The 22,150-nt window shown below is 42.4% G+C and carries 26 protein-coding genes; all 26 read left to right on the top strand.

Features of this window, described 5'->3' with window-relative positions; all coding sequences use genetic code 11:
• Positions 1-5 precede the first annotated feature (5 nt).
• The 26 genes from P343_RS22120 (at position 6) to tsf (ending at position 22,017) form a co-directional block, all read left to right on the top strand.
• Positions 6-1,316 carry a flagellar hook-length control protein FliK gene (locus P343_RS22120; protein ID WP_023508904.1) on the top strand — a complete coding sequence of 437 codons (1,311 nt, stop codon included), beginning with the start codon at positions 6-8 and terminating at the stop codon, positions 1,314-1,316.
• A 1-nt stretch (position 1,317) separates the two neighbouring features.
• Positions 1,318-1,791, top strand: a complete 474-nt coding sequence (locus P343_RS22115) for a flagellar hook capping FlgD N-terminal domain-containing protein (protein WP_023508903.1) — start codon at positions 1,318-1,320, stop codon at positions 1,789-1,791.
• Positions 1,784-2,179 (top strand): TIGR02530 family flagellar biosynthesis protein, encoded by a 396-nt coding sequence (locus tag P343_RS22110; protein ID WP_023508902.1) that lies wholly within the window; start codon positions 1,784-1,786, stop codon positions 2,177-2,179. The genes P343_RS22115 and P343_RS22110 overlap by 8 nt, the downstream gene beginning before the upstream one ends.
• Positions 2,180-2,250: 71 nt before the next feature.
• Positions 2,251-3,030 (top strand): flagellar hook-basal body complex protein, encoded by a 780-nt coding sequence (locus tag P343_RS22105; protein WP_023508901.1) that lies wholly within the window; start codon positions 2,251-2,253, stop codon positions 3,028-3,030.
• A 17-nt stretch (positions 3,031-3,047) separates the two neighbouring features.
• The gene (locus P343_RS22100) at positions 3,048-3,326 is read left to right on the top strand and encodes a flagellar FlbD family protein (RefSeq protein WP_023508900.1); all 279 of its coding nucleotides are present in this window, start codon (positions 3,048-3,050) and stop codon (positions 3,324-3,326) included.
• Positions 3,305-3,739 (top strand): flagellar basal body-associated protein FliL, encoded by a 435-nt coding sequence (gene fliL, locus P343_RS22095; protein WP_023508899.1) that lies wholly within the window; start codon positions 3,305-3,307, stop codon positions 3,737-3,739. Before P343_RS22100 ends, fliL begins: the two co-directional genes overlap by 22 nt.
• Before the next feature lie 32 nt (positions 3,740-3,771).
• Positions 3,772-4,770: a flagellar motor switch protein FliM gene (gene fliM / locus P343_RS22090; protein ID WP_023508898.1), complete on the top strand. Its 999-nt coding sequence runs from the start codon at positions 3,772-3,774 to the stop codon at positions 4,768-4,770.
• Positions 4,763-5,962, top strand: a complete 1,200-nt coding sequence (gene fliY, locus P343_RS22085; RefSeq protein WP_023508897.1) for a flagellar motor switch phosphatase FliY — start codon at positions 4,763-4,765, stop codon at positions 5,960-5,962. The genes fliM and fliY overlap by 8 nt, the downstream gene beginning before the upstream one ends.
• A gap of 103 nt (positions 5,963-6,065) precedes the next feature.
• Positions 6,066-6,428, top strand: a complete 363-nt coding sequence (locus tag P343_RS22080; protein ID WP_023508896.1) for a response regulator — start codon at positions 6,066-6,068, stop codon at positions 6,426-6,428.
• Between the two features lie 6 nt (positions 6,429-6,434).
• The gene (locus tag P343_RS22075; RefSeq protein ID WP_023508895.1) at positions 6,435-7,124 is read left to right on the top strand and encodes a flagellar biosynthetic protein FliO; all 690 of its coding nucleotides are present in this window, start codon (positions 6,435-6,437) and stop codon (positions 7,122-7,124) included.
• The gene (gene fliP, locus P343_RS22070; RefSeq protein WP_023508894.1) at positions 7,117-7,791 is read left to right on the top strand and encodes a flagellar type III secretion system pore protein FliP; all 675 of its coding nucleotides are present in this window, start codon (positions 7,117-7,119) and stop codon (positions 7,789-7,791) included. Before P343_RS22075 ends, fliP begins: the two co-directional genes overlap by 8 nt.
• 16 nt (positions 7,792-7,807) lie before the next feature.
• Positions 7,808-8,077, top strand: a complete 270-nt coding sequence (gene fliQ, locus P343_RS22065) for a flagellar biosynthesis protein FliQ (protein ID WP_023508893.1) — start codon at positions 7,808-7,810, stop codon at positions 8,075-8,077.
• Positions 8,078-8,095: 18 nt separating this feature from the next.
• Entirely contained in the window at positions 8,096-8,869 is a 774-nt protein-coding gene (gene fliR, locus P343_RS22060) for a flagellar biosynthetic protein FliR (protein ID WP_031263598.1), read from the top strand.
• A gap of 14 nt (positions 8,870-8,883) precedes the next feature.
• The gene (gene flhB, locus P343_RS22055) at positions 8,884-9,963 is read left to right on the top strand and encodes a flagellar biosynthesis protein FlhB (protein WP_031263596.1); all 1,080 of its coding nucleotides are present in this window, start codon (positions 8,884-8,886) and stop codon (positions 9,961-9,963) included.
• A gap of 18 nt (positions 9,964-9,981) precedes the next feature.
• Positions 9,982-12,015, top strand: coding sequence for a flagellar biosynthesis protein FlhA (gene flhA / locus P343_RS22050; protein WP_023508890.1), 2,034 nt, complete (start codon positions 9,982-9,984; stop codon positions 12,013-12,015).
• On the top strand, positions 12,012-13,106 hold the full coding sequence (locus tag P343_RS22045; protein ID WP_023508889.1) for a flagellar biosynthesis protein FlhF: 1,095 nt from the start codon (positions 12,012-12,014) through the stop codon (positions 13,104-13,106). Before flhA ends, P343_RS22045 begins: the two co-directional genes overlap by 4 nt.
• Position 13,107: 1 nt before the next feature.
• Entirely contained in the window at positions 13,108-13,998 is an 891-nt protein-coding gene (locus P343_RS22040) for a P-loop NTPase (protein WP_023508888.1), read from the top strand.
• Positions 13,995-15,077, top strand: coding sequence for a protein-glutamate methylesterase/protein-glutamine glutaminase (locus tag P343_RS22035; RefSeq protein ID WP_023508887.1), 1,083 nt, complete (start codon positions 13,995-13,997; stop codon positions 15,075-15,077). Before P343_RS22040 ends, P343_RS22035 begins: the two co-directional genes overlap by 4 nt.
• A 1-nt stretch (position 15,078) precedes the next feature.
• The gene (locus P343_RS22030; RefSeq protein ID WP_023508886.1) at positions 15,079-17,148 is read left to right on the top strand and encodes a chemotaxis protein CheA; all 2,070 of its coding nucleotides are present in this window, start codon (positions 15,079-15,081) and stop codon (positions 17,146-17,148) included.
• A 13-nt stretch (positions 17,149-17,161) separates the two neighbouring features.
• Entirely contained in the window at positions 17,162-17,635 is a 474-nt protein-coding gene (locus P343_RS22025) for a chemotaxis protein CheW (protein ID WP_023508885.1), read from the top strand.
• A 3-nt stretch (positions 17,636-17,638) separates the two neighbouring features.
• Positions 17,639-18,253, top strand: a complete 615-nt coding sequence (locus tag P343_RS22020) for a chemotaxis protein CheC (protein ID WP_023508884.1) — start codon at positions 17,639-17,641, stop codon at positions 18,251-18,253.
• On the top strand, positions 18,250-18,732 hold the full coding sequence (locus P343_RS22015) for a chemotaxis protein CheD (protein WP_023508883.1): 483 nt from the start codon (positions 18,250-18,252) through the stop codon (positions 18,730-18,732). The genes P343_RS22020 and P343_RS22015 overlap by 4 nt, the downstream gene beginning before the upstream one ends.
• 32 nt (positions 18,733-18,764) lie before the next feature.
• On the top strand, positions 18,765-19,556 hold the full coding sequence (locus P343_RS22010; RefSeq protein WP_023508882.1) for a FliA/WhiG family RNA polymerase sigma factor: 792 nt from the start codon (positions 18,765-18,767) through the stop codon (positions 19,554-19,556).
• Complete coding sequence (locus P343_RS22005; protein WP_023508881.1) at positions 19,553-20,140, top strand: hypothetical protein; 588 nt, start codon at positions 19,553-19,555, stop codon at positions 20,138-20,140. Before P343_RS22010 ends, P343_RS22005 begins: the two co-directional genes overlap by 4 nt.
• Before the next feature lie 145 nt (positions 20,141-20,285).
• Positions 20,286-21,041 (top strand): 30S ribosomal protein S2, encoded by a 756-nt coding sequence (gene rpsB / locus P343_RS22000; RefSeq protein ID WP_023508880.1) that lies wholly within the window; start codon positions 20,286-20,288, stop codon positions 21,039-21,041.
• 94 nt (positions 21,042-21,135) lie between these two features.
• Positions 21,136-22,017 (top strand): translation elongation factor Ts, encoded by an 882-nt coding sequence (tsf, locus tag P343_RS21995; protein ID WP_023508879.1) that lies wholly within the window; start codon positions 21,136-21,138, stop codon positions 22,015-22,017.
• The last annotated feature ends 133 nt before the right edge of the window (positions 22,018-22,150 follow it).

Here is a 22,150-nt window from a genome sequence, read left to right as displayed (position 1 = left end):
AGAAAATGAACATGACCGTAGTTGAACTCAAAGATTCCAAGATTCAGGAAGTTGCTGGAAAAGCAACAAAGAAAAAGAAAAACACCAAGAACGAAGAACAAAATACGTTTTTATCGGCTATACAACTTGTTCAGCACCAATTGAGTTCTAGTCGTTGGAAAGAGAAATCGGAATCGTTGGCAAAGCCATCGGAACAAAAATCAGTTCAACAAACGGTTAACCAGGTCAATAAGCATTCAATTGAAAAACGATTCAATGGCGCAGGATCTGAGACGAGTAATCATGTATTAGATCAAAAAAATGTATCATTTAGTCATTCGAAGAGTAATACAGCATCACGTCTGCAAACAACTGAATATCCATTAAATGGGCTGATTGATAAAAATAATGATGGGCAAATGACAACACTTCCTATTTCAAATAATGTGCAATCACAAGTTAAGCTATTAGCGAATCAATTGCACCAGAGTCCAAGCTTACCCGATAAATCAGTGACTCAAGAGAGTGAAGTTCATAACAACATCATCCTGCAATCAGGTAAGACGAAGACAAAATCGGATCCCCTGCTGCAACAAGCCTTGAACAATAGTGACAAATTTGGTGAGCTTGAGACTGTTCAAAAAGTGCGGAAAAGTGATACGCAATCAAACTTTAGCATTAATAAAGATTTGTTATCATCTCCAGAAACAGACAAACAGAAGAATGATGGCAATCATGTAAAAACATGGAACTCTGTAAGTATGGAGTCACGCAATAAAAGTGATCATCTTCGAGCTGTATCCGGGGTGATGAACAAGCTTGAATTGTGGTCGAGTTATCAGTCTGGTAAATCGCAAGAGAAACAAACACCTGTCCATCAACAGGTCGCTGATCAAATTAGTGAATGGTTAGGCAAGTCTTCTGTGAAACTGGAAAAAGGCAGTTCAGAGAATTTTACCATCTCCTTAAGCCCGGAAAATTTAGGAAAACTGACTATTTCTATAAGTAGGGGCGATCAGGGATTGATCGCTCAATTCACGGCTGAGACGAAAGCGGCAAAAGATCTACTCGAAAGTGGATTGAATCAATTGAAACATGACTGTGCTGGCAAAGGCATATCATTTGCCCAAATTGATGTCAACCGACAATTGCAGACTGTTACGCCTGAACATGCACAAAATCAAGGTCAGCAACAGGGTGATTACCAGCAACATCATGAGAGAAAAGATGAACAGCAGCAAGAACAGGAAAAACATCGAAATGTTCAGATGATAAGCAACGACGAACAACTGAGTAACCATTCATTCTCTGAATGGATGACAGGAGGCATGATTTGATATGAGTATTCCTGGAACAACAGGAACAACAGCAACAACAAATAATTCGACAACATCGACTTCTAGCTCGAACAGCGCTTTAGACAAGGACTCGTTTCTAAAACTGCTTGTTGCGCAGCTGACAAACCAAGATCCAACTTCACCGATGGATAGTGAGCAGTTTGTGTCACAGATGGCTGAATTTACCACTTTGGAACAAACCCAGAATATGAGTAATGCCATTGACAAGTTAGTGACGACACAGTCAAATCAGTCACTATCACAACAAGCATCGATGATTGGAAAGCAGATCAGTTGGACGGAGTCGGATACTGATGACAGTGGAAATACTGTTACGAATACGTTTAGCGGTATTGTAAAGTCAGTCACTCTTAAGGATGGAACGGTTGCTTATATTACAGAAGATGGTGACAAAGTAGATCCTTCGTCCATTACTGAAGTCAGCAATACGACAGGAGCGGGAACGGGTGACTAAGATTAATGCTTTTACCTATCAGCCGTTAACGATCCCAAGCCATACAGAATCAGTTTCGAAACAGAATCAGAAACCAAACGCTCAAAAGAGTTCTTTCTCGGAAAGTTTGGAGGAAGAATATGAGAAATTGCCTTTGAAACTATCAAAACACGCACGTGAGCGAATCGATGAACGCGACATTCACATCTCGCAAACTGAATGGAATTTGATTCACTCGAAAATGCAAGAAGCAAAGAAAATGGGTATTAACGACTCACTTGTATTAACTAAGGACGCGGCACTCGTTGTCAACATGCCGAATCAAACGGTAATTACGGCAATGGGGCTTGAAGAAGCCAACACACGGATCTTTTCGAATATCAATGGCACAATCGTTATTAATCACTGATCAGCTGGACCTTCATAGGAGAGCTGAAACTGCTGAATGACAGAGGCAGTTATTATAAAGGAGGATCAATTATGCTATTAAGATCATTGGGAACAGGCGTATCAGGACTAAAGAACTTCCAAACCTATTTGGACGTCATTGGGAACAACATTTCAAACGTCAGCACGACAGGATTTAAAAAAGGGCGCGTTAACTTTGAAGATATTTTCAGTTCGGATTTGCAGGGATCTACAACAAACAAAAATGCTATTCAAATAGGTCTTGGTTCTCAAGCAAGTTCAATTGACAATATTCTGACAGATGGTGTTGTCAATCCGACAGGAAATCCATATGATCTCGCAATTAACGGCGAAGGTTATTTTGCTGTTTCTGATGGAACCAACACTTATTATACCAGAGCCGGCGATTTCAAACTTAATAGCGCTGGAACAGGGCTTGTTAATTCTCAAGGATTGACATTAGTTCTTGATACGACAAATCGGGACCATAATACGTTCCAGGACCTTGCCTCTTTTACTGTTGACTCAAACGGGGTGATTAACGGAGTAACTACTGCGGGCGCCAATGTCAATTTAGGTACGGTGCAGCTGACCACATTTTCAAATCCTGCGGGATTAGAGAAAGTGGGAAACTCTTTATACCAAGCGACCCAGGGATCAGGTACGATGAGTAATAATCCAGCGGCAAATGGACAAGGAAAAGTTGTTCAGAACTCCCTTGAAGGTTCAAACGTCGATTTGACGGATGAAATGACGGCGCTGATTGAAGCGCAACGCGCTTATCAAGCGAATGCTCGAACAGTTACGACCGCCGATCAGATCCTTCAAGAATTAGTGCAATTGAAACGATAAATAGATAGGGGAGAAGAATGAGCTGGGCTTTTTCCTGCCCGGCACATTTTGTGGCGAGGATGATCCAGTTAACACATTTTAATAATCAATCCTTCATACTTAATGCATTTTTAATTGAACAGGTGGAGTCGTTGCCTGATACGACGATCACTCTGACAAATGGAAAAAAGCTTATTGTCAAAGAATCACCGGATGAAGTTAACCGGAAGATGATTCAGTTTCTCAAAAAGATCTCATTATTGTCGGGCTTGTCTGCGGAAGAAGGTGTGTTGAGATGTTCAAAAGCCGAGGAATGAATATACTGTTTATTTTCATGGTTCTGATGATCATTGGAACAGTCGCCGCCTTTTTCATCATGTCAGGCGTTGGTAACGGGAGTGCAGAGAATAAGGATCCGAACATTGATGAGATAGTGAAAGATCTTACCGTTGCAACTGGTGAAATTACCACCAATATTAAAGGCGATCATTTTATCAAATTGGATTTTAATATCCAAGTGTCAAATAAAGACGCGAAAGATGAGCTTGAGAAACGCTCATTTCAAGTGAAAAATGCGGTCATTTATACGGTGTCGGGGATGACTCCGCAGGATCTGCAAGATCAGGCAGGACTCTCCAATTTAGAAAATATGGTCAAGAATAAAATAAATAGCTTCCTAACAAGTGGTACAGTGACTCATGTCTACACGACAGAAAAAATTGTGCAATAACCTTGGAAGAAGGTGGGGGGTGGTGAAGAAAAATGGCCGACATACTTTCACAATCTGAGATTGACGCACTGCTTTCCGCGCTTTCAACAGGAGAAATGAATGCCGAAGAATTAAAAAGTGAAGAAAAGAAATCAAGAATCCGTGTCTACGATTTTAAGCGAGCGCTTCGTTTTTCAAAAGATCAGATACGCAGTTTGACACGAATTCATGAAAATTATGCGCGGTTGCTCACTTCCTATTTTTCTGCTCAATTAAGGACATATGTTCAGATATCAGTGGCGTCTGTTGATCAACTCCCGTATGAGGAGTTCATTCGCTCTATTCCTTCAGCAACAGTCCTGAACATAATTGAAGCACCGCCGCTTGAAGGTCATTTAATCGTTGAAGTGAATCCAAACATAGCGTATGCGATGCTTGACCGGTTGCTTGGCGGAAGCGGCGAGAGCATGAATAAGATTGAGAACCTGACTGAAATTGAAACCGACCTGATGAAAGGTTTGTTTGATGGCACACTTCCTGCATTAAAAGAAGCTTGGTCGTCAGTTGAGCATGACATTGACCCTTTTATGATTGAACTAGAGACTAACCCTCAGTTCTTGCAGTTGGTCTCACCAAATGAAACGGTTATTGTTATTTCACTTTCTGCAATGATCGGTAAATCCAGCGGAATGATCAATCTGTGTTTACCTCATGTTGTACTTGAGCCGATTATTCCTAAGTTGTCCATGCACTACTGGATGAGCGAGAAGAAAAATGACGCAACGACAGAAGAGTACCAATCGCTGAAGAAGCGCGTCGAACATTCATACGTCAATGTGACTGCGAATCTTGGACATTCACAGATAACAGTTGATGAGCTATTGCATCTGAGTGTGGGTGACGTCATCAAATTAGATCAGCATTTGGATCAGCCAATGGTAATTCATGTTGGAGGTTCCCCAAAGTTTATCGCTCAGCCTGGGAAACGAAACAAAAGAATCGCTGTCCAAATCATTAAAACGATAACAGAGGAGGATGACGTCAATGAGTGACGGACAACTTTCGCAAGAAGAGATTGATGCGCTTCTTGGTCACCACTCGGATGGAGATCAAGAACCCGCAATGCACCCGCCGGAACAAAATAATGTAGTGAAAGATTTTGGAGATCAAGACATGTCGGATCTTGATGAAGACGTGCTTGGCGAAATCGGTAATATTTCATTCGGTAGTGCTGCTACTGCTTTATCTACGATTTTAAATAAAAAAGTGGAAATTACGACACCGAAAGTTCATCTCGTGAACCGTAATAATCTTTCCGCCGAGTTTCCAGTTCCTCATGTGTCTGTTCTTGTAAACTATACTGAGGGTTTTCAAGGTTCATGCATGCTTGTTATTAAGACACATGATGCAAGTGTGATCGCCAATCTGATGATGGGCGGAGATGGGAAGAACCCGAACGAACAAATCAGTGATATGGAAATGAGCGCTGTGCAAGAAGCAATGAACCAAATGATGGGCTCGTCTTCCACTGCAATGTCAACAGTGTTCAATCGGCGAATTGATATCTCACCGCCTAAATTAAATCTAATGGATGTCAAGGCAAAACAAGGGATTGAATATCTCCCAAAAGATGAGATCATGTTTGAAATTTCTTTTCAGTTGATTATCGGTGATCTCGTTGATTCCCATATCATGCAACTGATTCCGATTGATTTTGGCAAACAACTAGTCAATTTGTTGCTTCAGGAAACAGGAGGTACGAGCAGTACCGAGATCGGTACAACCTCATCAACAGAAGTAGATGAAAAAAAAGAAACACCATCGGAACCGGTTCATTATCCTGCTCAAAAAGAAGATGCAGCGACACTTGCTCCCGAAGTGCCGATTAGCTACGCAGCAAAAGAGCAATCAATTCCGCAGGAGGATGTGCGCCCGGTACAATTCTCCAATTTTGATGAAGAACCGAAACCAAGGGAACAAACCGCGTCGCGAAACCTAGATTTGCTGATGGATATTCCATTGGACGTCAGCGTTGAACTTGGACACACAAAAAAAACGATCAAGGACGTTTTGGAACTCGGGCCAGGTTCAATCATTGAATTGGATAAGCTTGCTGGGGAAGCGATCGATATTCTAGTCAACCAGAAGTATATCGCGAAAGGTGAAGTGGTTGTTGTTGATGAGAATTTCGGAATTCGAATTACAGAAATACTCGATCAAAGTGATCGATTGAAAAACCTGTAAGACCTTAATTAAGAGCTAACTGTAAGGAGTTCTCTGCCGGTTACACAAACCGTGAATCTGGCGGACTAAATATTATTCTAACGAATGAACTGGAGGGATTTGCGTGGCAGGACGCATACTTGTTGTTGATGATGCTGCTTTTATGAGAATGATGCTTAAGGATATTTTGACTAAGAACGGTTTTGAGGTATGTGCTGAAGGTGCAAATGGGAATGAAGCCGTAGCAAAGTATGAAGAGTTGAAACCCGATTTGGTGACACTAGACATCACCATGCCTGAAATGGACGGGATTAATGCACTGAAAAAGATCAAAAGCCTGGATCCGAATTGCAAAGTGATTATGTGCTCGGCCATGGGTCAGCAGTCGATGGTAATTGACGCTATTCAGGCTGGTGCAAAAGACTTTATCGTTAAACCTTTTCAACCGGACCGCGTCATTGAGGCAATCAAGAAAGCGATTGGATGAGTATTTGTGAAAAAGGCTCATTGGTTAAAAATTTTATTTGTACTTTTGGCAGCTCTGCTTTTGGGCTTTAGTTACAGTTCTGTTTCTTATGCAGATTCGGGAAACGGTACAGTCAAAGCCTGGATTGATCGCGGGCAGAATAAGCAAAAATCCCCGGCGGATAGTGGCAGTTCTGGAGAAGTGAAACAAGACGGATCAGCAACTTATGGAAATAGCAATCTCTTCTTGACCTTTCTGAAATTATTCTTTTCGTTGTTGCTTGTCTTGGCACTGATTTATTTGCTCTACCATTTTGTTGTGAAACGCACGGGTAAATTTGCGCAAGTGAATGCGCTGAAAAATATGGGTGGCGTTTCGCTAGGAGCTAACCGATCACTTCAATTGGTTCGGGTAGGAAATGAAATACTTGTTGTCGGTGTGGGTGAGACGGTTCAGTTAATTAAAGAAATTACAGATCCTGAAGCCATTCAATCACTGACACAACAAGCTGCTCCATCTGATCATTTTGAAGAAAATGTACTTAAAGCATTAAAGTGGACTACGGATCACACGCTGCGTCGTAATGAAGCGAAGGGGAATCTGCTGAAAAACGCGCCATCACTTCAGAATGCATTTCAAGAGCAGCTGGATGCAGTGAAAAAAGAGCGTTCCAATCAATTGAGTGCTCTGATTCAGGAGGTCAGGAAAAATGAATAGTATACCAGGTATTCCTGCCGACTTTTTCACGAGCCAACCTCAGGATGTCGCGACTACGCTACAGCTTTTGCTTGTATTGACGGTGCTGTCACTTGCTCCGGCGATTCTTGTGCTGATGACCTGTTTTACGCGGATCATCATTGTGCTTTCTTTTGTGAGAACGTCACTTTCTACACAGCAGATGCCACCAAATCAAGTGTTAGTCGGCCTTGCTCTGTTTCTTACATTTTTTGTAATGGCACCTGTCTATGGACAAATTAATACTCAAGCCATTCAGCCTTACATGAAACATGAAATTACTCAGAAGCAAGCGTTGTCAAAGGCCCAGTCACCGATTAAAGAATTTATGGCAAAAGAGACACGCGAGAAAGATTTGCAGCTGTTTCTTAGTTACGGGAAGTACAAGCAGCCGAAGAAAGTGAGCGATATTCCGCTCACTGCACTTGTACCGGCATTCACAATCAGTGAACTAAAAACAGCGTTTCAAATGGGATTCATGATTTTTATCCCGTTTTTAGTGATCGATATGGTGGTAGCAAGCATTCTAATGGCAATGGGAATGATGATGCTCCCTCCTGTCATGATTTCACTTCCTTTTAAAATTCTGCTATTTATTATGGTAGATGGATGGTATTTGATCGTTGAATCATTACTTAAGAGTTTTTGAGAAAGGATGAGTCCGGATGAGTTCTGAAATGATACTATCAATCGCCGATCAAAGTGTCATGGCGGTATTAATGGTTGGCGGACCGATCTTAATCCTATCGCTTGTGATTGGTCTAATTGTCAGCATTTTTCAAGCGGCGACTCAGATTCAGGAACAGACTCTAGCTTTCATCCCGAAAATTGTGGCGGTTCTCTTCGGACTTATCCTGTTTGGTCCTTGGATGCTATCAAAGATGCTCTCATTCACGGAAAATATTTTTGTGAATCTGCCGAACTTTATCAGATAGAAAGGGAACATGAATTCATTGTCATTAATTAACGCTATTCCTGTTTTTTTGCTGATTCTTGCCCGTCTTACCAGCTTTTTGGTCACCATGCCCATTTTTTCTTATCGGACGATACCTGCGCCGGTGAAAATCGGATTGGCGGCGGTACTTGCATTATTGGTAGATGTGACACTATTTGAGAATCAGGCAGTTCCTCTTGATGGGCGTTTTGTACTGCTTATTCTCAAGGAAGTCCTGGTTGGTCTGACCATGGGATTCGTCGCTGGAATCATTACCTATGCGGTTCAGCTTGCAGGAGCATTCATCGATATGCAAATGGGCTTTGCGATTGCCAATGTTATCAGTCCGGAGAGTGGGGTCCCAACTCCGCTGACCGGCCAGTTTCTCTATGTTCTGCAGTTGCTCTTTTTTTTGGGTGTCAATGCGCATCATATGCTAATCAACGGCATCTTGTCCAGTTTTCAACTGATACCGTTAAATAGTTTAGGTATTGCGTTCAATTCTGGAAATACCGCAGAATTTGTTGCACAAATAACGGCACAGATGTTTTTGATCGCTGCACAACTGGCGATGCCAATTGTCGGATGCCTATTCCTAGTTGACATTGCGGTTGGACTCGTAGCCCGAACGGTACCTCAAGTTAATGTATTTGTTGTGGGTCTGCCACTTAAAGTACTGGCAGGTTTTGCAGTCATGCTAGTTGTTTTTCCATCGCTTATCGGTCTTTTCCGGATTATATTTGAGTCCATGACTTCAATTTTCAATAATTTTATGCATTTATTGGGGAGTTAAGCGACATGGCCGATCTGCGTTATTCAGTCAACTTACAATATTTCGCTGGCGAAAAAACGGAAAAAGCGACCCCGCATAAGCGGGAGGAAAGCAGGAAAAAAGGACAGGTCTTTAAAAGTGTTGATCTTAGCACGGCTATCAGTATGCTCGCTTTCTTTCTTTATTTTCGATTAGCCGGCGGGAAATTGATTGAGGAACTTTCCCAGATGATGGGACAATTTTATAATATGAATCTAGGCATGGCGGTCACCGAGAACAATATCCACCGAATGTTTGGGGGTTTATCTCTTCAAGTACTTAAGCTGCTGTTGCCGATTTTAATTCTTGCTTTAGTGGTTGGTGTTGGCACACAGCTGTTTCAGGTTGGTTTTTTGTTTCTTCCTGAGCTGCTCATGTTCAAAGCAGAGCGCATTGATCCGCTGAAGGGGCTGAAACGAACCTATTCCCTCAGAGGGATCGTTGAATTGTTAAAATCGATGCTCAAGATTGTGTTTATTGGGATCGTGGCTTTTTCGATCCTTTGGATGAATCGCCAATCTATTGCTCAATCCGCAAGCCAGCCAATTATCGAAAGTGTCCGGATAATTTCAAATATCGTGCTCAACATGGGCATAGCTGTGTCTATTGCACTGATTGCATTGTCGCTGCTTGATTATCTTTACCAAAAGTATGACTATGAGAAGAACATGCGGATGTCTAAGCAAGACATCAAGGATGAATTTAAAAGTATAGAAGGAAATCCGCAAATTAAATCAAAAATCAAAGAAAGACAGAGGCAGATGGCACTCAGACGGATGATGCAGGAAGTGCCGAATGCTGATGTCATCATTACAAACCCAACACATTTTGCCGTTGCTCTAAAATATGATGCAAAAAAAATGAGTTCACCTCAAGTTATTGCAAAAGGCGCGGATTTCATTGCGCTTAGAATAAAAGAAGTAGCCAGAACACATCAGATTGCCATTGTTGAAAAGAAACCTTTGGCAAGGGCGCTTTATCACCAGCTTGAGATAGGAGACGCCATACCTGAAGAGTTTTTCAAAGCCGTTGCAGAAATTTTGGCCTATGTATATCGATTAAAGGGTAAAGCCTGAATTGGAAGGAGGAAATCAATGAAAACGAGAGATTATATCGTGATGGTTGGTGTGGTCATGATCGTCATGATGCTGATTATTCCGCTTCCGGCCTCATTGCTTAGCTTTCTCATTATCATGAATATTTCGCTAGCATTGGTCATTCTTCTTGTCACACTGAATGTTACGGAATCTCTGGAGTTTTCGGTATTTCCTTCATTGCTTCTTATCATGACCTTGTTCCGAATCGCACTAAACGTGTCGACAACACGTTTGATTCTTACCGAAGGGGACGCAGGACGAGTTATTGAAGCGTTTGGGCAATTCGTTGTTGAAGGAAATATTATTGTAGGTTTAGTAGTTTTTCTGATTCTGATTATTGTTCAGTTCATCGTTATCACCAAAGGTGCTGAACGTGTCGCAGAAGTTGCTGCACGTTTTACTTTGGACGCGATGCCAGGAAAACAGATGAGTATAGATGCCGATATGAATGCTGGCTTGATCAATGATCAAGAAGCTAAAAAGCGCCGGGAAAAAATAACCCGGGAAGCTGATTTTTATGGAGCGATGGATGGTGCCAGCAAGTTTGTAAAAGGTGATGCGATCGCCAGCATGATTATTGTGGCGATCAACTTAATCGTTGGTATGATCATAGGTGTGCTCCAGCAAGGGATGTCACTATCAGACGCTGCCCAAAATTTCAGCTTGCTGTCTGTCGGAGACGGTATCGTCAGCCAGATACCGGCCTTGCTTATTTCCACTGCAACCGGAATCATTGTCACACGTTCTTCTTCAGAAAATAATATGGGTAAAGAAGTTTCGGATCAGTTGCTTTCTTATCCGATCATGCTGATCATTGCCGGTGCTGTGATTTTCATCCTTGGGCTCACGCCAATTGGGCTGGTCGCAACACTGCCAATCGCACTCATCTTAATTGTAGCGGGTTTTCTGATCCGGAGAAATCGCGGCAATCAGCAACAGGAAGCTGCCGAAGTGGAGGACAAAAAAGCGGAAGAAACATTCAAAAGCCAGGAAAATGTGATGAATCTTTTACATATGGATCCAGTTGAATTTGAATTTGGCTACGCACTTGTTCCTTTAGCAGACAGCTCTCAGGGAGGAGATTTACTGGATAGAATTGTAATGATCCGGCGTCAGCTCGCTCTCGAACTTGGCTTTGTGCTACCTGTTGTACGTATTCGCGATAATATTCAGCTTGAGCCGAACAACTACAGGATTAAAATTAATGGCAGTGAAGTAGCCAAAGGTGAACTGATGCCCGATCATTATCTTGCTATGAGTCCGGGAATTGAAGATGATTCGATAAAAGGGATTGAGACTGTTGAACCAGCTTTCGGACTTAAGGCACTTTGGATCGATGAACAGACAAAAGAACAGGCTGAGCTTTCGGGTTATACAGTAGTCGATCCTCCGTCTGTGGTATCCACGCACTTGACGGAAGTGATGCGCCGACACGCTAATGAACTCGTCGGACGGCAGGAAACGAAGCAGCTGATCGATCATTTGAAAGAGCAGTATCCGGCACTTGTAGACGCTGTGATTCCCGATCCTTTGACTATTGGCGACGTCCAGAAAGTATTGGTAAACCTTCTCAAGGAACATATCTCTATACGAAACCTACCAATCATTTTTGAAACATTAGCTGATTATGCTCAAATGACTAAGGATACTGGTTTGCTAACAGAATATGCACGTCAGTCCTTGTCACGCCAGATTACTGAGCAGTTTACGCAACCAGGAGAGACACTTAAGGTGCTGACACTCAGTCCCGATCTCGAACGAAAGATCGCCGATTCTGTTCAGAAGACGGAACATGGCAATTTCCTTGCCTTAGATGGCGCGACTACATCACAAACTTTAAAAAACTTAACGGCTTCTGTGGAGAAATGGGTCGATTTGGAGAGTGACCCTGTTATTCTCTGTTCACCGGCTGTTCGCATGTATGTTCACCAATTAACAGAACGTTATTTTCCGAATATTCGCGTCCTGTCTTATAATGAACTTGAGACTAATGTTGAAGTACAGAGCATTGGGGTGCTTAGTGCAGCATGAAAATGAAAAAAATTATTGCGCCGACCATGGCTCAGGCAATCGAAAAAGTGAAACAGGAACTTGGAAGCGATGCGGTTATTTTTCATACAAAGAAAGTGACCAGCGGAAGGTTCTTCAACCTGTTTAAGAAAGAAAACATTGAGGTTCTGGCTGCAAGTGATCCAGAGCCTGAATCAGCCATTAATAAAAAGCGAAAAAAAGCCGAAAAAGAAAGTAAGGAGTTATTGCCTTACCAGTATCCAGAGCCTGAGTTGGGCATACCATTTCGACGAACAGATGCAAAAGTGGATCGACTTTTTTCAGATCCTGATGCAATCGAAAGGCTGCGAAGCAAACTACTTGATCAAGGAATGTTGAAGCTGGATACGGATCCATTGATGCAAATTTTAATTAAGAAATGGTATCAAAGCGATGAACAAATGAATCAGGAAGAGCTCACTAACGTGTTAAAAGCACAGCTTATACAGCGACTCGATCCGAGACGGTTTCAGAGCGCAGCTTTGAGTGATCATTTTGTAATGCTTGTCGGCTCGACTGGTGTCGGGAAGACGACCACATTAGCAAAATTGGCAAGTCGCGCAGTGCTTGATGAAGGAAAAAAGATTGCCTTTATCACGGCGGATACTTACCGAATAGCCGCAATCGACCAGTTGAAGATGTATGCGAATATTCTAGGCGCTCCAATCGAAATTGCCTATACAGAACAGGATTTTCATGCTTTGATTAATAAGTTTTCACATTTTGATCATGTGTTTATCGATACAGCCGGCCGCAATTTCCAAAATCGAGCGTATATATCCGAATTACTTAAGCTGGCTGGCGATGGATCCCAAATCGGTCTCTATTTAGTCGTTTCAGCAACAACTAAATATGAGGATATGAATGCATTGATTAATCAGTTTCAATCCTTGAATCTTTCGAAAATAATCTTATCCAAAATTGACGAAACCACTTCTTACGGAGCGATTGTGAGTACCTTGCTGCGGCATCCACAACTGCATATCGCATACATAACAAATGGACAAGATGTTCCCGATGATTTACGTTATCCGAATGTTCGTGAATTGATTAATCTGATGCTGGGTGATTGAGATGAGCAACGATCAGGCCGAAAAATTGAGAATGCGCATTTCCGGTGAGAGGCATGAAGATCATGAAACTCTAGTAGTTGGTATTGCCAGCGGCAAAGGTGGTGTGGGCAAGTCTGTTTTCTGTGTCAATTTTTCAATTGCTCTCGGACAATTGAATAAAAAAGTGTTGATCATTGACCTAGATGTTGGTATGGGGAATATTGAACAGCTTATGGGGAAAACAGCCCAATTTAATATTGTCGATGCGTTAAAAAACAAATTGCCATTCAAAGACATACTTGTCAATACATCGCCCCATGTTGCTTTTATTGCCGGAGGAAGCGGAATATCTTCGTTGTTCCATCTTAACGAAGAATATTTACAAGAATTTTTGAACCAGCTTGAATGCATAAGGAAATATTATGATTTTATTCTCTTTGATTTTGGTGCGGGAGCTTCTGATGACATGCTTCATTTCATGCTTGCGGTAAATCGGCTAATTCTTGTGACGACGCCTGAACCCACTGCTATGGCTGATAGCTATTCAGTGATGAAAATAGCATATGCTCAAAACAAAGAAATTGATATTTCTTGCGTTGTCAATCAAATAATGAAGAAAAGCGAAGGATGGGAAACATGGAAGCGCCTGTCTTCTGTAGCTAACCGTTTTCTAGGAAACTCGCCTTCATGGCTTTCTGCAATCCACAGAGATATTGATTTGCTTAAATCTGTACGGAAGCAGTTTCCATGCATGTTAAGCGCCCCGCAGTCCAGATATTGTGTGGAAATGAGATTGCTCGTTCGCGCGTTTCTTATCCAGTGCGGAGAACGCTTCCATCCAAAAGTGGTGGTTCCTTCATTCGCTGACAAAGTCAGGAAATATCTGAAATTGATAGGGGGAAACAGGGCATGAAAACCGTCAAAGTATTGGTTGTTGATGATTCGGCATTCATGCGTCAGACCATAAAGGCGATGATTGAAGAGGATCCAATGCTGGAAGTTGTCGCGACGGCGAGAGACGGAAAGGACGCATTAGAAAAATTGTTCCGTTTTAAGCCTGATGTAGTGACGCTGGACATCATCCTTCCCGGTGATAAAGATGGATTGAGTGTCCTGCACGACATTATGGAGCTGCTCCCGACGCCGACGATTATGGTTAGCGGTGCTTCATATGAAAATGCTAACTATGTTATTGAAGCGATTAGCAGTGGTGCCTTTGACTTTATTTTCAAACCTTCCGGAAAGCCTTCGGATGTTGAACGCATCGAGCATGAATTGCAAGTGAAAATTAAACAGGCGGCAGTTTCGAGGATTAGAATGGGAGATCCAAGTCGGATCATCGATAAAAAGCGTGAAGTCAATGTCAGCAGCAAACCATTGACACGTGTTCCGTTTAGCGGTTCTTCCATTGTACTCATCGGTACTTCTACTGGCGGACCAAAAGCACTTCAATCAGTAGTCCCCTGCCTGAATAGTAAATTACCAGCACCAGTATTGATTGTGCAGCATATGCCGCCACGATTCACAAAGTCGCTTGCGGATCGACTTGACCGGCTCTCATCATTGAAAGTGAGCGAGGCGAAAGACGGGGAAGTGCTGCAACAAGGTCATTGCTATGTGGCTCCAGGTGGGAGGCACATGCGGATTGAAGAAAATGGGTACGCGCAATATAAAGTTAGTTTATCTGATTCGGCCCCGGTCAATGGAGTCCGTCCTTCAGTTGATGTTACTCTTGAATCTTTAGAGGAACTTCAAGGATGCTCCTTTGTCATTTCAATTTTAACAGGAATGGGCAAGGATGGGGCAAAAGGAATCCTTGATTTATGTACGTCTGGGAAAAAGGTGCACGCCATCGCTGAGTCCGAGGAGACCTGTACAGTGTTTGGCATGCCAAAAGCGGCAATAGAGACTGGAAAAGTAAATGAGATTCAGCCGTTGCACAATATGGCTGAGGCGATCTGCAGCCAATTCGGATTACAGGGAGATGAATGAAATGGACATGAGCCAGTATTTGGGTGTATTCCTTGACGAAGCAAGAGAGCATTTGCAGAACTTGAATGACAAATTGATGACTCTTGAGCAAAACACGAATGATCCTGACCTAATTAACAGTATTTTCAGATCTGCACACACATTAAAAGGAAGCTCCGGACAAATGGGTTTCCAGAACATGATGGAACTCACACACATCATGGAAAATGTCTTTGACGCACTTCGACATCAAAACATCACTGTGAGCTCGCAAATGATTGATGTTCTTTTCGAAGGACTTGACCATCTCGAAGCAATGGCTGACTCAATTGAGCAGGATGGAACTGACGCGCGAGATGTGACTGCCACAGTTAATAAGCTTCAATCAATCACAAAGGGTGAAAATTCAGCTGATTCCGATGCACATCCAGCGGAAAGTGCTTCATCTGGTGCTAAGCTTGAATCTAGCAATCAATCGTCCAAATTGCAATCGGGGGTTATGATATTAAGTGATTATGAGAAAGACATTGCTTCACAAGCAATATCTCAGAACCTTCATGTTTTCGAAACGGTTGTGACCTTGAATAAGGATTGTGTCCTGAAGGCGGCACGAGCACTGATGATCTCAAACGCATTAGAAGAAATTGGTGCCGTCATTGGTACAAGGCCTTCTACAGAAGAGATTGAAAAAGAAGCCTTTGAGCATCAGCTCATATTCTTAATTGCTACAGAAACAAGCGATCAAGAGGTTCAAACAAAAGTGAATGGAATTTCTGAGATTGAACAGGTTGCTGTAACACCAATTACCAATTTATCAAATTCAGAAGTTCCAGAGCAAAAGAAGGAGCCAGACAAGAAATCCAGCGATAAAAAAACGCCTGCTGCTCATCAAGCTGTAGCAAAAACAATTCGGGTGAATCTAGACCGGATTGATCATTTGCTGAACCTTTTTGAAGAAATGATTATCGATCGCAGCCGTCTTGAAAAAATTGCATCAACTATTGAAAATCCTGAACTCAAAGATACGATCGGCACGATCAAACGTGTGACGAATCAATTGCAAGAAACCATTCTTAACTTGCGCATGGAACCAATTGAACAAGTCTTTAACCGTTTTCCAAGAATGGTACGCAGCCTTTCAAAAGAATTGAACAAGAAAGTGAACTTTGTAATCAGCGGGGCAGAGACCGAGTTGGATAGAACGGTTATTGAAGAAATGGGCGATCCGTTAATGCATATGATTCGAAACTCGATGGATCACGGAATTGAGACACCGGAAGTAAGGTCGGCAAACGGTAAAAATCCAGAAGGCAAACTCTCTTTGAGTGCCTATTATAGCGGCAATCATGTATTCGTAGAAATCAAAGATGATGGAGCAGGCATCAACCGGGAAAAAGTACTCTCAAAAGCAATTGAGAAGAATATTGTGACTGCTGAAGCTGCAAATCAGCTTACGGATAAAGAAATCTATCATCTGCTCTTTGAATCTGGTTTTAGTACTGCTGATAAAATTTCCGATATATCTGGAAGAGGAGTGGGTCTCGACGTCGTCGAAAGCAAGATTCATTCTCTTAGCGGCACTGTCGAAGTTGATTCAGCGCCTGGCCAGGGAACGAAATTTATTGTCAAGCTACCGTTGACGCTTTCAATCATTAATGCCCTGCTTGTTCAATGTCAGGAAGAAATTTATGCAATACCGATTACATCAATTATCGAGACTGCGCTTAGAAGGCATATTGATGTGATGATGATCCATGAACGCGAGGTCATGCAATTTAGGAATCAGGTTGTGCCCATTGTTCATTTAAGAGAGTTCTTAGACATCGGCATAGGACTAGAAGATGAAAACAATGATTCTCACAAGGGAAGTTCCGTGGTGATTGTTCGTCATGGCGATAAAGTGGTTGCCCTCGTTGCTGATAAACTGCTAGGCTATCAAGATATTGTCGTTAAACCGCTTGGAAATTATCTGAAGCATGTTCCTGGTTTTTCAGGAGCTACTATTCTCGGTGACGGCAAAGTGGCATTAATTATCGACTGTCAGGCTATTACAGCGAATCAACAAAAACAATTCTTAAGGGAAAAAGCTTGAGGAGGAGAGCATGATGGCAAATCAAGAAGAGTCAAGTTTGAAAGTTATTTTGTTTCAGATGAATACTGAAACATACGGTGTGCCCGTTGAACAGGTCCTGTCAATAGAAAAGGTTGACGCCATTACCCGTGTGCCTCACGCCGCTGAATTTGTCAAAGGCGTCATGAATCTCCGTGGATTGATCGTTCCTATTATTGATGTTCGTGAGCGATTTAATATGGGAAAAACCGAACTGACAAAAGAAAGTCGAATTATCGTTGTGGCTGTCGATGAAATGAAAGTAGGATTGCTCGTTGATACATCGAAAGAGGTTCTAGATATTGACACGAACAAAGTGGAAAAAACACCGGATATTATCGGAGGAACATCGGCGAAATACATCAACAGTGTGGCGAAGATCGGTGACAACGAACTGTTGCTTCTACTGAATCTGGATCGTGTGCTGAATCAGGATGACGTCGCCGATTTGCAGAAAATAGAGGCATAACAAATGCACAATTTAAATGAACTTGGTCCAGCACACCTGGATTTATTGATGGAGTCGGGTAATATAGGCGCAGCTCATGCGGCATCTTCTTTGTCGGTGCTCCTTAATAAACCCATTGATCTGAAGATTCCGTCGGTACGTGTATTGCCAATTGCTGAATTGATTGATGCAGATGCGGAAAATCATGTGGCAGCTTCTTATATTCAAGTTGACGGCGGACTTAAGGGTTTTTTCTTCATGATGTTTGATGTGGCTCAGGCGGATGCACTAATTCAAGAACTTGTTCCAAATGGAAATGTCCTAGATGAAGGAATGGGAAAATCTGCTTTTTGTGAAATCAGCAATATTCTCTGTGGCTCCTATTTGGCCGCACTATCTACATTTTTATCCATACCCTTAATCCAGTCGCCGCCAGTCTATGCTGTAGACATGGCAGGAGCGATATTAAGTGAAGGGCTCGTTGAACTTTCGCTTTATGATGAGTCGGCGCTTCTCATAGACGCCGTGCTTTTTGACAGACAGAAAGGAAACAAGCTGAATGGAGAATTTTTATTTCTCCCGCTTCCAGATTCACTAGATGTCATTTTCAACATTGCCGAAGGGAAGTCATCTATTTGATCCATGTCGGTCTTTCAGAGATTAAATTTGCCGAATGTCCGGAATCGTTGAAAACTCTGGGGCTAGGGTCTTGTGTTGGTGTCGTTATTTACCATGAACAAAGCTTGATCGCTGGAATGGCTCATGTGATGCTTCCGGACTCTGCATTAGCACGTTCAAATGCGTATCCTCTTGGAAAATACGCGGATACGGCTATACCGGAGCTGGTTACTAAGATGACCGAGTATTATGGCTGTCCGCTATTCCAGCTTAAAGCGAAAATTGCTGGCGGGGCCGAAATGTTTAAAGCCACACGTGCGCTTCCGATGGGTAGTATTGGAAAAAGAAACGTTGAGGCGGTCAGAACCCAACTTGACAATTATCGAATTCCACTAGTTGCCGAAGAAACTGGGGCTGATTATGGCAGGACAGTTGAATTTTTTACACAATCCTGTAAGTTAACGATTCATGCAATATTTAAGGGTAAAAGTGTTATTTAAGAATGGCTTGAGTAAAGAAGGAGGGAAGACAATTGGGAAAATCTGAAACCATGGAGTCAGAGTACTGGGATCGGTGGGTACATTCCCATGACGTAGAAGCTGCAAATTGTCTTCTTGAAATATATATGCCTCTTGTTCAGTACCATGTGCAGCGAATCGGTTCAGGATTGCCTAGGAATATTGATCGGGGCGAACTTCAGAGTTTCGGCCTTTTCGGACTATATGACGCATTAGAAAAGTTCGACCGTCAAAGGGACCTTAAATTTGATACATACGCTTCCTTCCGAATTCGCGGCGCAATACTTGATGGTCTGCGTAAGGAAGATTGGATGCCACGGTCTATTCGTGAAAAAAGTAAGAAGATCGAAAAGGCTGCGGAAAAAATTGAACAGGAAAAAATGCGAAGCGCTACGCTGGATGAAGTCGCGCAAGTTTGCGAAATGTCTACTGAAGAGGTGTCACAGATATTATCTGAGAGCCTGCTTTCTAACCTGCTTTCGCTTGATGACGGTTCTTCTGGTAAAAGCAGTGAGTATCCGCCATCAGCAATTGTGGACATCAGGGCGGTGCTACCCGAAAAACAGCTTGTAGATCAAGAAAACCGAATGCAGCTTGCTGAAGAAATTGACAAATTAAGCGATAAGGAACGAATGGTCGTTTCCCTGTTTTATTTTGATGAATTGACTTTAACAGAAATCGGTCAAGTACTTAAGCTTTCAACATCGCGGATTTCGCAGATTCACAGCAAGGCACTTTTTAAACTGCGGCAATTTTTAAAAGCACGTGAAATAGAATCTACAGCTGAAAGTCAGGTGAAGGAATGACAGCATTTTGGATGACTTTGAATTTTGTTTTGCTGCTTTTGGCATTTTATCTTATCCTGCATCTCTATCAGAGAATCCGGTTGCTTCAGGATAAAGATCAAGACAGCCAGGGAACACAACAACTTCTTGCTGAACACATGGAAGCGGTTCGATTAGAAAATGAGCAGTTCCTGTCAGATTTGCGCGTGTTATTGAATGAGCGGGCATCCGCCGAATCAGTGAAACCGTCAAGAGCAAAGCGGACGCGTAAGACGAGCAAAGTAAAGAATGAAAATCATGAAGAAGCTTCCGCAATCGATTCATCAGACAATGAAAAGAAATTCTCGGCGATACTCAGTCAGGAAAAAGAAGAACTGAATAAAACGGCAACAACAAGCAAACAGAATGCAACATCAGAAACGTCCGCTGATAAATGGGTGCCGCCAATTGATGATGTTCAAGATATGATTGAGGAATCCCCATATCTGCAGGCTACGAGACTGAAGGAAAAAGGGTACTCAATAACCGATATCGCAAAAGAAATGAACCGGGGTAAGGGCGAAATTGAACTTTTACTTAAGTTACAGGGGAAAGTACAATCATAATCTTGCCATGATGCTTGTATTATGATATAGTTACGTTTGGTGTCAATCACACACGTCTGTTGATTTATGCGCAGGTGCTGAAATCATTCAGCCGCACACGAAAATGACGCAGACGGAGGAATAAAACCATAGGAGGAATTTTTTCATGTCAGTTATTTCAATGAAGCAATTACTGGAATCCGGCGTACATTTCGGTCACCAGACCCGTCGCTGGAATCCAAAGATGAAACCGTATATCTTTACTGAAAGAAACGGTATCTACATCATCGATCTGCAGAAAACCGTTAAGAAAGTTGAAGAAGCGTATCAATTCGTCAGAGATATCGCAGTTGACGGCGGCAAAATTCTGTTTGTCGGCACAAAAAAACAAGCTCAGGATTCTGTGAAATCCGAAGCAGAACGTTCCGGCCAATACTTTGTCAACCAGCGCTGGCTTGGCGGTACACTCACCAACTTTGAAACCATCAGAAAAAGAATCAAACGTCTGAAAGACATTGAAAAAATGCAAGCAGACGGCACTTTTGATGTGCTCCCTAAGAAAGAAGTTGTCGGACTCAAAAAAGAATGGGCACGTCTTGAAAAATTTCTTGGCGGTATCAAGGATATGGAAAGCATTCCACAAGCGCTTTTTGTCATTGATCCACGCAAAGAAAGAATTGCGATTGCTGAAGCACATAAGCTGAATATTCCGATCATCGCGATCGTTGATACAAACTGTGACCCAGATGAAATTGATGTCATCATTCCAGGAAATGACGACGCAATTCGCGCTGTGAAACTGCTGACAGGTAAAATGGCCGATGCAATTTTGGAAGCAAATCAGGGCGAAGAAACGGAAGAAGCAGCAGTTGAACCAGAGAAAGTTGAAGTTGCTGTTGAAGAACCAGTTAAAGCAGAATAATTTTGGTACAAAGCATCAAGAGGGGTGATAAGGGGCGTGCCCTTTATCACTCTTTTCACGAAAACTAAGGAACGATATAAAAGGAGGATGCCAATTGGCTGCAATTAGTGCAAAGCAAGTAAAAGAATTACGAGAACTGACTGGCGCTGGAATCATGGATTGTAAACGGGCGCTCGCAGAGGCAGACGGAGATATTGAGAAAGCAATTGATGTTCTTCGTGAAAAAGGAATGGCGAAAGCCGCTAAGAAATCCGGACGCATCGCAGCAGAAGGATTGGCTGAAATCAAAATTGACGGCAATAAAGCTGTTGCTTTGGAAGTAAACTCTGAAACAGACTTCGTTGCAAAGAATGCTGAATTTAAAGAGTTGATTAATTTAATTGCACAGCATCTTCTTGATAAAGAACCAGCGACAGTTGAAGAAGCACTTACCCAAACAACGGAAAATGGAGAAACTGTGGCAGATACAATTACAGCTGCAATTTCTAAAATCGGAGAAAAAATTTCTCTACGCCGTTTTGCAATTGTGGAAAAAACGGATGCTGAAGTATTTGGCGCTTACCTCCACATGGGTGGAAGAATTGCTGCTCTGACTAAATTGTCTGGCAATGACGATGCGGTTGCTAAAGATGTAGCGATGCATGTGGCTGCAATTCGACCTCAATATTTGAAGGAAGATGAAATTCCGGCAGACGTCGTGGCTCACGAAAAAGAAGTGCTGACACAAGAAGCACTTGGAGAAGGCAAGCCTGCAAACATTGTTGAAAAGATGGTTGTCGGAAGACTTAAGAAGTTCTTCAAGGACATCTGCTTGGTTGATCAACCGTTTGTTAAAGACGGCGATGTAACAGTTAGTGAATTCCTGAAGAGCAAGAACGCGGATGTTCTCGCTTTTGTACGCTTTGAAGTAGGCGAAGGTATCGAAAAGAAAGAAGAAAATTTCGCTGACGAAGTCAAAGCTCAAATGAAACAATAATTGCGCCTGTAAGGTGAATGTTGAAGACGATATTGATAGTAACCGTCAAAACCGTTTGCGGTTTTCAACACCCGATGAAACAGAGCAAGGAAACACAATGGGGCACGGGTCACGTGTCCCATTTTTTAAAATA

It is taken from the genome of Sporolactobacillus laevolacticus DSM 442, assembly GCF_000497245.1.
Lineage (GTDB): Bacteria > Bacillota > Bacilli > Bacillales > Sporolactobacillaceae > Sporolactobacillus > Sporolactobacillus laevolacticus.
Note: the sequence above shows the minus strand (reverse complement) of the source record. Positions and strands in the feature narration are given on the sequence as shown.